We start from the raw sequence: 11,974 nt of genomic DNA on the forward strand, positions 1-11,974 counted from the left end.
GGAACCGTTATAACCCCGGTGACGCCTGTGATCGTCTAGGCGAGCGTCAAGGCAGGGTGAATATTCGGCCTGGCCACGCGCGGTACCGCAACAAAAACGGGCATCCAGCGACAAGCTGGATGCCCGGTTTCTGATGGTTCTCACACCTCGGAGAGTGCCTTCTCCAGGATTCCCAGGCCCTCCTCGAGGAGGTGCTCGGGGATGACCAGCGGCGGCAGGAAGCGCAGCACGTTCCCGTACGTGCCCGCCGTCAGCACCAGCAGGCCCTCGGCGTGGCAGCGCTTGACGACCTCCTGGACGGCCGCCGGGTTCGGCTCCTTGGTTCCCGGCTTGACCAGCTCGATCGCGATCATCGCGCCGCGTCCGCGCACGTCACCGATGACGCCGAAGCGCTCCTGCATGGCCCTGAGCCGGGGCAGCATGATCTCGCCGATGCGGCGGGCCTTGGCGACCAGGTCCTCCTCGGCGATGGTGTCGAGGACGCCCAGCGCCGCCTCGCAGGCGAGCGGGTTGCCGCCGTAGGTGCCGCCGAGGCCGCCGGCGTGCACCTGGTCGAGGAGGTCGGCGTGGCCGGTGACCGCCGCCAGCGGCAGGCCGCCCGCGATGCCCTTGGCCGTGCAGATGATGTCGGGGACGACGCCCTCGTCCTCACAGGCGAACAGGTCGCCGGTGCGGGCGAAGCCGGTCTGCACCTCGTCGGCGACGAAGACGATGCCGTTCTCGCGGCAGAACGCGGCGATCCGCGGCAGGAAACCCTTGGCGGGCTCGATGAAGCCGCCCTCGCCCGCGATCGGCTCGATCACCACGGCGGCGACGTTCTCCGCGCCGACCTGCTTGTTGATCATGTCGATGGCCTGCGCCGCGGCCTCCTCGGCGCAGTTCTCGGGGCCGGTCGGCCAGCGGAACGGGTAGGCCAGCGGCACCCGGTAGACCTCGGGCGCGAACGGGCCGAAGCCCTGCTTGTACGGCATGTTCTTGGCGGTCAGCGTCATCGTGAGCAGGGTCCGGCCGTGGTAGCCGTGGTCGAACACGACGACCGCCTGCCTGCCGGTGGCGAGCCTGGCCACCTTGACCGCGTTCTCCACGGCCTCGGCGCCCGAGTTCACCAGGAACGTGCGCTTGTCGTGGTCGCCGGGGGTCAGCTCGTTGAGCTTCTCGCAGACCTGCACGTACGACTCGTACGGCGTGACCATGAAACAGGTGTGGGTGAACTCGGCGACCTGCTTCTGGACCCGCTCGACGACCTTGGGGGCGGCGTTGCCGACGTTGGTCACGGCGATGCCGGAGCCGAAGTCGATCAGGGAGTTCCCGTCGGCGTCCTCGACCACGCCGCCTCCGGCGCGTGTCACGAAGACCGGCAGCGTGGTGCCGATGCCCGGGGGGACTGCGGCCTGCTTGCGGGCCAGCAGCTCCTGCGACTTCGGGCCGGGGATGGCGGTGACGAGACGACGCTCCTGCGGAATGCTCATGGCCTCGACGGTACGGGCCGCCGCGAGCTGGGCCGATACGTCGATATGGCACACTGGAGGGGCTCGGACCTGCCGGAATGTACAACTGCCGGAACGGACAAACTCACTCGTATGGCGCCTTCGCTGCAGACCGTGGTGCGACGGATGGGGCTCCGCCCGCTCGCGGGAACGCTCGGCTCGGTCGTCCGCTGGGTGGCGGTGAGCGAGCTGGAGGATCCGACACCCTACCTGGAGGGCGACGAGCTGCTGCTCACGACCGGGATGCGGCTTCACCAGGACTTCCCCGACTACGTCGCCCGGCTGGTGGCGCGGGGCGTGGCGGGGCTCGGCTTCGCCGTCGGGCTCACCCACGAGGACGTCCCGCCCGCCCTGATCGAGGCCGCCCGCGACGCCGGGCTGCCGCTGCTCGAGGTGCCGCGCGAGACGCCGTTCATCGCGATCGGCAAGGCCGTCAGCGAGCTGCTCGCCGCCGAACAGTACGAGGAGATCACCCGCGCCTTCGCCGCCCAGGGCCGCCTCACCCGCGCCGCGCTGCGTCCCGAAGGCACGCACGCGGTCGTCGACCGGCTGGCCAAGGAGATCGGCGGCTGGGCCGCCCTGCTGGACGAGTCGGGGGAGGTGCTGCACGCCACGCGCGGCGCCCGCGCCGAGGCGGCCGTCGAGGCCCTCGCCCGGCTGCGCGGGAGGGCCACCCGCGAGGCGGCGAGCCCCTCCAGCCTGGCGCTCTCCGGGCCCGGTGAGCACATCGTCGTGCAGCCGCTCGGCGGCGGGCCCCGGCCGCGCGGGTTCTTCGCCGCGGGGGCCGGGCACGCCTTCTCCGCCGTCACGCACACCGTGATCAACGCCGCCGGGTCGCTGCTCACGCTCGCCGTGGAGCAGGGCGGGGCGCAGCGCGAGGCCGGGCGGCGCGTCCGCACCGCCGTCCTGCGCCTGCTGCTCGCGGGGGAGGAGGGGCAGGCGCGCGCGGTGCTCGGCCCGCTCGGGGGGCGGCTGCCGGACGAGCCGTTCGTCGTCCTCGCCGCCGCGGGTGACGCGCTCGACCTCCTCGAACCGCACGCCTTCGCGGCACGCCTCGGCGAGCCGCACGGCCCGGATCTCGTGGTCGCGCTGGTCGCCGAGGGGGCGGTCGAGCAGGCGGCCGGGCAGGTCGAGGGGCCCGTCGGGGCGAGCCTGGCCGGGACGTACCACGACCTGCGCGGCGCCGTCGATCAGGCACGGCGGGCGTTCGAGACCGGCCGGAGCGGGCTGACCCGGTTCGGTGAGCTGGCGGGGCAGGGGCTGCTCGCGCTGGTCGAGCCGGCCGCCGCCGAGGCGTTCGCCGGCGCGCTGCTCGCCCCCCTCACCGGCTACGGCTCGCGGGCCGATCTGGTCGAGTCGTTGCGCGCCTACCTCGACAGCAACGGCCACTGGGACGCCGCCGCGCAACGGCTCGGGATCCACCGCCACACGCTGCGCTACCGCATGCGACGCGTCACCGAACTGCTCGGACGCGACCTCGACGACCCGGGAGTCCGGGCCGAGCTGTGGATCGCGCTGACGGCTATTGCTTCGACACGAGGTAGCAGCAGATCGTCGCCGTCGTGACAGCCTCGTAGGTGCGGCCGTCGCGCAGGTGCCCGGCACGCTCCAGGCTGATCGCCCCCTGCGCCGCCGCCCACAGGGCGTCGGCGATCTTGCGGGGCTGGGTCGGGACGAGATACCCGGCGGAGATGCAGTCGGCGATCACCCGGTCGAGGATGTTCAGCGCCGCGCGGGCGAGCGTCCTGGCCCGCTCGCTGGGCTCGAAGCCGGGGATCGCCCGCTCGAACATCAGGCTGTAGTAGCCGGGCTCTGACAGGCACGCCTGCCGGTAGGCGGGGCCGAGGGCCGTCAGGTACTCGAACGGGTCGCGACGCTGCGGCACGTTCTCCAGGAAGCGCCGGAAGCGCTCGAACCCCTCCAGGTAGAGGGCCTCGGCCAGGCCCTCGCGGTTGCCGAACATCGTGTAGATGACGGTGGTGGTGTAGCCCGCCTCGGTGGCGATCCTGCGCATGGTCAGGCTCTCGGGGCCCTCGGAGACCAGCAGGTTCACCGCGACGTCGAGGAGCTTGGACCTGAGCTCGTCGTGAGTGGCCCGTTCGCCCAGCAGATAGGCGCCCTGGAGCCCGAGCGGGGCCGAGGTCACGAGGCCTCCTTCGTGCCCAAGGAATGGTGCTTCCTTGTGACCTCACGTCGTTCGGTCACGGGGCCCACGCCTTTCTGGTCGGGGGCCTGCCGCGCTGCAGACCCGCACACGATGACTTAGCCATGGCGGAGCACGTTCAAACCGCTCCGCATGGTAAACATCCCGAATTAGGTCTACTTCTGTTACATCGTGGGTATACACCAGGGCTTGTACTTATCGGTGAGCCCGCACGGAACTCTTGTGCACTGTGGTGTAAGTCCCCGCCCGTCCGGTTGGCATAACGTCGTGAGTATGGACGTGCGTACCTTCTGGCTCGCAGGCCGCCCCGCCACCGGCGACGCCGAGCTCACCGTGACCAATCCCCACGACGGTCGCGAAGTCGGCCGTTACTCCGTGCCGACCGACGCCCAGGTGGAGGAGGCCGTCGCGGCCGCCGCCGCGGTGGCCAAGGAGGCAGCCGCGCTGCCCGTGCACGTGCGCGCGGAGGCGCTGGCCCATGTCTCGCGCCGGCTGTCGGAGCGGGCCGACGAGATCGCCCAGCTGGTCACCGCCGAGAACGGCAAGCCGATCTTCTGGGCCCGTGGCGAGGTGAACCGCGCCATCTCCACCTTCCGCTTCGCCGCCGAGGAGGCCCGCCGCTGGTCGGGCGACGTGCAGCGGCTCGACACCGAGCCCGCCGCCGCCGGCCGCCTCGCCTACGTCTCCCGCGTGCCGCACGGGCCCGTGCTCGCGATCACGCCGTTCAACTTCCCGCTGAACCTGGTCGCGCACAAGGTCGCGCCGGCGATCGCGGTCGGCGCCCCCGTGGTCGTCAAACCCGCCCCCGCCACGCCGCTCTCCTCGCTCGTGCTCGGCGAGATCCTGGCCGAGACGGACCTGCCCGCCGGGATGTTCTCGGTGCTGCCGGTCGAGAACGAGCGCGCCTCCGCCCTGGTGCACGACCCGCGCCTGCCGGTGGTGTCGTTCACCGGCTCGGCCCCCGTCGGCTACTCGATCGCGGACGAGGTGCCGCGCAAGCACGTGACGCTGGAACTGGGCGGCAACGCGGCGGCGGTCGTCCTGGCCGACGCCGACCTCGACTGGGCGGCCCAGCGCGTCGCCCTGTTCTCCAATTACCAGGCGGGCCAGAGCTGCATCGCCGTGCAGCGGGTGATCGTGGAGCAGCCCGTCTACGACGCGTTCGTCGAGCGGCTGCTCCCGGCCGTCGCGGGCCTCGTCACCGGCGACCCGGCCGACGAGAAGACCCAGGTCGGCCCGCTCGTCTCGGTCGCCGCCGCGGAGCGGGTCGAGCAGTGGGTGACCGAGGCGGTCGCCGCGGGCGCCCGCGTGCTGGCGGGCGGCACCCGCGAGGGCGCCACGGTCGCGCCGACGGTCCTGGCGGACGTGCCGCACGACGCCAAGGTCGCCTGCGAGGAGGTCTTCGGGCCCGTCATGATCCTCCAGCCCGCGGCGTCGATCGACGAGGCGTACGCGATGGTCAACGACTCCAGGTACGGCCTGCAGGCCGGGGTCTTCACCCGCTCCCTGGACTCCGCCTTCCGGGCCAACAGGGAACTGGAGGTGGGCGGCGTGATCATCGGTGACGTGCCGTCCTACCGGGCGGACCAGATGCCGTACGGCGGGGTGAAGGACTCCGGCATCGGCCGCGAGGGCCTCCACTCGGCCATGGAGGACCTGACCTACGAGAAGGTCATGGTCCTGACGGGGCTGTCGCTCTAAGAATCCGGCCCACGGGACCGGCCCTCGGTGCCATGCCGGTAACACGCCTGACGAACCGGCCCCTAGCGGCCGGGAACGTCAGGCGTGTTCCGCTGTGGCGAAGAGGGTCTTGGCGGTGTCGCCGAAGACGGGGCCGTACATGGTGCCCTGGTCGTTGCTGTACTTGAAGCTGCTCAGCGAGACGATCTTGCCCTCGCCCCTGGCCGGGTCGAAACCGGTGAACCACGGGCCGCCGCTCGAACCCGCGGTCATGTCGCAGGCCAGCCCCTGGTCGTGGGTCTGGTTGTACGGGTCCTCGCGCGGGCGCCCGGCGCAGTAGATCAGCCTCTCGCCGTCGTACGGGGGGTCGGCCGGGTAGCCGAAGGCGTAGGTCTGGGTTCCGCGCTTGGCGTCGAAGGCGATCTCCTGGGCGCCGGCCACGTCCTCGACGTGCTTGCTCTGCCAGGTGGTGAGCGCGACCATGCCGACGTCGTGGCTGTCGTCGCCGCTGCGCGACCACTGGCCGGCGACGAACATGCGACGGGCGGCGTACTGCCCGTACGGACGGGTGCCGCCCTCGCGGTAGCCGGGGACGAACGTCCAGTTGTCAGCCCACTCGCCCGTTCCGTCCTTGACGCAGTGCCCCGCGGTGACCACGACGTCCCGGTTGGCGCTCTTGACCGTGCTCGCGGAGCAGACGAAGTCGACCCCGGCGAGCGTGAGGAAGACGCGGCCGGTGGTCCTGGCGACCGCGCCGCTGGTCGGCCAGTTCGCGCCCGAGGTGGAGGCGTGCGGCACGGCGCGCTGGTGGCGCCGGGCGGCCGGCTTCCCCGTCGCGCCCGACAGGCCGGGGGCGCTCGCGAGACCCGCCTTGCCGGCCAGCCCGCTCAGCAGGCCGCCGTCTCTGGTGGCGATGCCGAGCATGCTGATCGGCAGCGCGGACGCCATGCGCGCGGGCGTCCAGTAGTCGAGCACGCGCCGCTGCTCGGCGGAACCGCGGGCGGCCTCGTGCTCGACGACCTCGGGCCGCGCGGCCGTCCGCGCCGCGTGGACGGCGGGCGGACGGGCGGGCTGCTGGTGCTGGGGGTGCTGCTGCTCGGCTGCCGCGCCGACCAGAGCCGGGGTCATCAGGCCGACCACGAGCGGTGCGGCGGCGAGCAGGGGGGCGCTCAGAGGCATGGCCCCGAGTCTGCACTACGAGCTGTGATCTGGTGGCTACTTTTGGTGAATTGCTTTAGAGTGCGTTCGTGCTTTGGGCGGCCTGATAGACGGCTTGGGCTTCCGTCCCGAAATACGGGCCGAACATCACGTTCGGGGCGAAGTTGTATGTGAAGCTGTTGACGGAGTTCTGCGTTCCCAGACCGGTCGACTCGTTGAAATTCTGGAACCACGGACCGCCGCTCGAACCCCCTGTCATGCCGCAGGTCATGCCCTGGTCCCTGGTCATCACGCGGTCGTCGAACACGCGTCCGCTGCAGAAGATCAGCCTCGACCCGTCGAACGGCGCGGCGGCCGGGAAGCCGAACGCGTGCATCTGCTGCCGCCTCGCCTGGTTGAACGCCAGGCCTTGGCCGCCCACCACGTCGACCAGCGTCCGGCCTCCCAGGGGGGCCACCACGGCGGCGGCGACGTCGAAGTTGACGTCCTCGGAGGCGTTCCACTGCTGGGTGGTGAGCAGCCTGGTGGCCACCCAGGTGCCGAAGGGACGGTTGCCCGCGTTGTAGCCCGGTACGAACACCCAGTTGCTGTGGAAGGCGCCGTCGAGCTTGACGCAGTGCCCCGCGGTGATCACGACGCTCCTGTTCGCGCTGGTCACAGCGGAGCCCGAGCAGGACGCGGTGCGTCCCTGGTGGGTGAAGAAGACGCGGCCCGTGGTCCTGGCGACCGCGCCGCCGCCGGGCCACACGGAGCCGGCGGTGGCGGCGGCCTGGGTCAGGATGCCGGCGCCCTGCCTGGTGGCGGGCGGGGCGGCCCACGGCGTGCCCTGGGTGGGCTCGCCGGGCCCGTCGAGGGTCATCCTGATGTTCCTCCTGGGGGACGGGGTGTCCAGCGGTTGCGCGGCCTCCATCCGCTGCGGCGTCCAGTACTGCAGCACGGCCCGTTGCTCGGACGTGGTGTCGGCGGCCGTCCGCTGGGCGGGTCTGGGGGCCGCCTGGGCCTGCCCCGCGCTGAACAGGACGCTGCCCGCGCAGAGCATGACGACGGGGAGCAGAACGAGTCTGCGGTGCATTACGTACCTCCCGAAACCGGATCTGGGCTTGGAAGGTAGCGGCACCAATATCCAGATTTCTCAAGATTTGCACATACGGATATGGCGATATTCCGGCATAAATCGACTTTGCTCTCTGGCGTCACAGAGGTTACGGAATTTCGGGGCCACGCTTGGCGGGGTCCGTGCCCGCCCGCAACCCGCAGCGGGGACAATGGACGGGTGCATGCAGATTCCCTCCGCTCGGTCGTCCTGCTCGGCTCCACCGGCTCCGTCGGCACCCAGGCCCTCGACGTCATCGCCGCCGGCCCCGGGAGGTTCAGGGTCGCCGGGCTCGCCGCGGGAGGCGGCAAGGTCGAGCTGCTGGCCAGGCAGGCGGCCGACTTCGGCGTCCCGTGCGTCGCCGTGGCCGATCCGGCGGCCGTCCCCGCACTGAAGGAGGCGCTGGCGGCGCACGGCGCGAGCCCCGAGATCCTCGCGGGGCCCGAGGGCGTCGCGGAGGTGGCGGGGCGGCCGTGCGACATGGTGCTCAACGGCATCACCGGAGCGCTCGGCCTGACGTCCACGCTGGTCGCGCTGGAGGCGGGCCGCACGCTCGCGCTGGCCAACAAGGAGTCGCTGATCATCGGCGGGCCCCTGGTGAAGCGGCTGGCCAAGCCGGGGCAGATCCTGCCGGTCGACTCCGAGCACTCGGCGGTGCAGCAGTGCCTGTGGGCGTCCGGCCCTGGCGGTTACGACCCCGCGGCGGTCAGGCAGCTGGTCATCACGGCCAGTGGCGGGCCGTTCAGGGGCATGAAGCGCACCGAGATGGCCGACGTCACACCCGAGATGGCGCTGGCGCACCCCACCTGGTCGATGGGGCCGATGATCACGATCAACTCGGCCACGCTGGTCAACAAGGGGCTGGAGGTCATCGAGGCGCACCTGCTGTTCGACCTCGGCTTCGACCGCATCGAGGTCGTGGTGCACCCGCAGTCGATCATCCACTCCATGGTCGAGTACGTCGACGGCTCCACCATCGCCCAGGCCAGCCCGCCCGACATGCGGCTGCCGATCGCCCTGGCCCTCGGCTACCCCGAGCGCGTCGCCGGCGCCGCCCGTCCCATCGACTGGGCCCGCGCGCACACCTGGACCTTCGAACCGCTCGACGACGAGGCGTTCCCCTCGGTGGCGCTGGCCAGGCACGTCGGCTCGGCCGGCGGCACCGCGCCCGCCGTCTACAACGCGGCGAACGAGGCGTGCCTCGACGCCTTCATCCGCGGCGAGCTGCCGTTCCTCGGCATCGTCGACACCGTCGCCAAGGTCGTCGAGGAGCACGACGTCACCCCGGCCGGGTCGGTGGAGGAGGTGCTCGCCGCCGACGCCTGGGCCCGCGCCCGCGCGTCCGAACTCGCCGCCGGGCAGTCTCGCTAGCTACCTAAACTGGTTACCGTCGTCGAAATACAAGGGTTGACATGTCTTCTGTAGCACTCGGCATTCCCGCGGTCCGTCCCAAGCCACTCGCCGAACGCCGGCACTCCCGGCAGATCATGGTCGGCAGCGTGCCGGTGGGCGGCGACGCGCCCGTCTCCGTGCAGTCGATGACCACCACGGTCACGGCTGACGTCAACGCCACCTTGCAGCAGATCGCGGAGCTGACCGCATCCGGGTGCCAGATCGTCCGGGTGGCGGTGCCGTCGCAGGACGACGCCGACGCGCTGCCGATCATCGCCAAGAAGTCGCAGATCCCCGTCATCGCCGACATCCACTTCCAGCCGAAGTACGTCTTCGCGGCCATCGAGGCCGGATGCGCGGCCGTGCGGGTCAACCCCGGCAACATCAAGAAATTCGACGACAAGGTGGGCGAGATCGCCAAGGCCGCCGCCGAGCACGGCGTGCCCATCCGCATCGGGGTGAACGCCGGCTCGCTCGACCCCCGGCTGCTGCAGAAGTACGGCAAGGCCACTCCCGAGGCGCTGGTCGAGTCGGCGCTGTGGGAGTGCTCGCTGTTCGAGGAGCACGGCTTCCGCGACATCAAGATCTCGGTCAAGCACAACGACCCCGTCGTCATGATCAACGCCTACCGCCTGCTGGCGGCTCGCTGCGACTACCCGCTGCACCTGGGCGTGACGGAGGCGGGCCCTGCCTTCCAGGGCACGATCAAGTCGGCGGTCGCGTTCGGCGCGCTGCTGGCCGAGGGCATCGGCGACACGATTCGCGTCTCCCTGTCGGCCCCGCCGGTGGAGGAGGTCAAGGTCGGCACCCAGATCCTGGAGTCGCTCGGGCTCAGGGAGCGCGGCCTGGAGATCGTGTCCTGCCCGTCGTGCGGGCGCGCCCAGGTCGACGTCTACACGCTGGCGGAGCAGGTCCAGGCCGGGCTGGAGGGGCTCAAGGTGCCGCTGCGGGTCGCGGTGATGGGCTGCGTCGTGAACGGCCCGGGCGAGGCCCGCGAGGCCGACCTCGGCGTGGCCTCGGGCAACGGCAAGGGGCAGATCTTCGTCAAGGGCGAGGTCATCAAGACCGTCCCCGAGTCGCAGATCGTCGAGACCCTGATCGAGGAGGCACTGCGGATCGCCGAGGAGATGGGCGTGGACGTCGACCTCGAGGACGACGCCCCCGGCGTCGAGGTCACGGTGAGCTGACCCCGCTCCGGCCCGACGGCAGAGGTCACCTGCCCCCGCACAGGGGGCGGTGACCTTTTGTTATGACGGAGAGCAAACTTATGCTCACGAATCGGTAAGCATTTCGGAATGCATTACGTCACCACTCGATCACCCACGGCAGTATTACCCGAGCTGTGAATTGAGGAGGTCGGGTGAAGCGGGTCGTTGGGATCGTGACCGGCGTGGTGATGCTGGCCGTCGGAGCCGTGCAGGGCGAGGGTGTCGCCGCGGCGAAAAGTGCCACGGGCATCGGCCCGGAGGTCACCTGGCAGCCGTGTCCCACGAAGACGGGCTCCGGCAAGGCGTCAGGGGCCGCGACTCCGCCCGCCCCGGTGAACGTCGAATGCGGGTCCGTACGGGTGCCGCTCGACTACCGGGAGCCGATGGGGCAGTCGATCAAGATCGCGGTCAACCGGATCAAGGCGACGGTGCCGCACGACGGGACCTACCTCGGGCCCCTGCTGGTCAACCCGGGCGGCCCCGGCGCGTCAGGGCAGTCCCTGGCCGAGTACGTGGCCGAGATGCTCCCGGCCAAGCTCGCCGCGAGGTACGACATCATCGGGTTCGACCCGCGCGGGGTCGGCAAGAGCGAGCCGGCCTTGCACTGCGTGGACGCCGACCGCTTCTACGCCGCGCCCCGTTACGACGAGGTGCCGCGGACCCGGCGCGACGAGCGCGTGCTGCTCGACCGAGCCAAGCAGTACGCCGACAAGTGCGGCAACCTGTGGGCGTGGATGCTGCCCCACATGAGCACCGAGAACTCCGCCAGGGACATGGACTCCATCCGGCAGGCCCTCGGCGAGCCGCAGATCAGCTTCTTCGGCTACTCCTACGGCACCTACCTGGGAGCCGTGTACTCGACGCTCTTCCCGGACCGGATCAAGCGTCTGGTGATGGACAGCTCGGTCGATCCCAGCGGGGTCTGGTACAAGGCCAACCTGGCGCAGAACCTCGCCTTCGACCGCAGGCACCGCAACTTCCTCGCGTGGACGGCCAAGAACAACGCCGTCTACAAGCTCGGCGACACCGTCAAGGAGACCTCGTTCGCCTGGTACGCCATGCGCTCCCGGTTGCGCGACCGTCCGGCGGCCGGGGTCGTGGGCCCGAGCGAGCTCGACGACGCCTTCACCGTCGGCGGCTACACCGACGGGGCCTGGCCCGACCTGGCCGCCGCCTGGTCGACCTACGTGCGCAAGGGCGACGGGAAGGCCCTCCTGAACGTCTTCAACAAGTACGGCAAGCCCGACGCCCACGCCGAGAACGGCTACGCCGTCTACCTCGCCGTGCAGTGCCGCGACGCGCGCTGGCCGCGTGACTGGGCCAAGTGGCGCGAGGACATGTCCAGGGTCAACCGCAAGGCACCGTTCATGACCTGGCCGAACGCCTGGTACAACGCACCGTGCCTGTACTGGTCCGTGCCCGGTGGCTCACCGGTGCAGGTGAGCGGGGCGCAGAACCTCCCGCCGATCCTGATGATCCAGTCCAGGGGCGACGCCGCGACGCCGTACCAGGGAGCCCTGGAGATGCGCAAGCGGTTCCCCACCGCGCGCATGGTCGTCGAGGCGGGCGGCAACCACGGCGTGTCGCTGAGCGGCAACCGGTGCGTCGACAAGTATCTGGTCAACTACCTCAACGACGGCAGTGTGCCGGCCAAGGGGGCGAGCTGCGCGGCCAACGACCTGCCGCAGACGGCGACGCGTATGGCCTCGAAACAGACGCAGGATCACGAATGACGTACCGTGCGCCTCAGCAGATGAGCTAATCGGTGGTCGTTCGCGTAGTCTGACCATGT

The 11,974-nt window shown here is 70.8% G+C and carries 9 protein-coding genes; 5 read left to right on the forward strand and 4 right to left on the reverse strand.

All coding sequences use genetic code 11. The annotated features are described in order from the left end of the window. Positions 1-140: 140 nt before the first annotated feature. Positions 141-1,469, reverse strand: a complete 1,329-nt coding sequence (gene gabT / locus ABT294_RS11345) for a 4-aminobutyrate--2-oxoglutarate transaminase (RefSeq protein WP_350805189.1) — start codon at positions 1,467-1,469, stop codon at positions 141-143. 111 nt (positions 1,470-1,580) lie between these two features. On the opposite strand from gabT, the gene ABT294_RS11350 reads away from it, so the two are divergent. Beyond that, complete coding sequence (locus ABT294_RS11350; protein WP_350805191.1) at positions 1,581-3,053, forward strand: PucR family transcriptional regulator; 1,473 nt, start codon at positions 1,581-1,583, stop codon at positions 3,051-3,053. Here ABT294_RS11350 and ABT294_RS11355 read toward each other — a convergent pair. Beyond that, entirely contained in the window at positions 3,010-3,633 is a 624-nt protein-coding gene (locus tag ABT294_RS11355; RefSeq protein WP_350805193.1) for a TetR/AcrR family transcriptional regulator, read from the reverse strand. The two genes, ABT294_RS11350 and ABT294_RS11355, sit on opposite strands and share 44 nt — an antisense overlap. Before the next feature lie 291 nt (positions 3,634-3,924). Between ABT294_RS11355 and ABT294_RS11360 the strand changes: the two genes are divergently transcribed. Further along, entirely contained in the window at positions 3,925-5,352 is a 1,428-nt protein-coding gene (locus ABT294_RS11360) for an aldehyde dehydrogenase family protein (protein ID WP_350805195.1), read from the forward strand. 78 nt (positions 5,353-5,430) lie between these two features. On the opposite strand, the gene ABT294_RS11365 is transcribed toward ABT294_RS11360, so the two are convergent. Both ABT294_RS11365 and ABT294_RS11370 read right to left on the reverse strand, forming a co-directional pair. Beyond that, on the reverse strand, positions 5,431-6,510 hold the full coding sequence (locus ABT294_RS11365; protein WP_350805196.1) for a trypsin-like serine peptidase: 1,080 nt from the start codon (positions 6,508-6,510) through the stop codon (positions 5,431-5,433). Between the two features lie 55 nt (positions 6,511-6,565). After that, the gene (locus ABT294_RS11370) at positions 6,566-7,561 is read right to left on the reverse strand and encodes a trypsin-like serine peptidase (RefSeq protein WP_350805197.1); all 996 of its coding nucleotides are present in this window, start codon (positions 7,559-7,561) and stop codon (positions 6,566-6,568) included. A gap of 201 nt (positions 7,562-7,762) precedes the next feature. Between ABT294_RS11370 and dxr the strand changes: the two genes are divergently transcribed. From dxr to ABT294_RS11385, 3 genes are all read left to right on the forward strand, one after another. Beyond that, a complete protein-coding gene (dxr, locus tag ABT294_RS11375; protein WP_350805198.1) occupies positions 7,763-8,953 on the forward strand; it encodes a 1-deoxy-D-xylulose-5-phosphate reductoisomerase in 1,191 nt (396 codons plus the stop codon). Positions 8,954-8,994: 41 nt separating this feature from the next. Further along, positions 8,995-10,161 carry a flavodoxin-dependent (E)-4-hydroxy-3-methylbut-2-enyl-diphosphate synthase gene (gene ispG / locus ABT294_RS11380; protein ID WP_350805199.1) on the forward strand — a complete coding sequence of 389 codons (1,167 nt, stop codon included), beginning with the start codon at positions 8,995-8,997 and terminating at the stop codon, positions 10,159-10,161. Positions 10,162-10,334: 173 nt separating this feature from the next. After that, on the forward strand, positions 10,335-11,915 hold the full coding sequence (locus tag ABT294_RS11385; protein WP_350805200.1) for an alpha/beta hydrolase: 1,581 nt from the start codon (positions 10,335-10,337) through the stop codon (positions 11,913-11,915). Positions 11,916-11,974: the final 59 nt, after the last annotated feature.

The organism is Nonomuraea sp. NPDC000554 (assembly GCF_040300065.1).
Taxonomy (GTDB): Bacteria; Actinomycetota; Actinomycetes; order Streptosporangiales; family Streptosporangiaceae; genus Nonomuraea.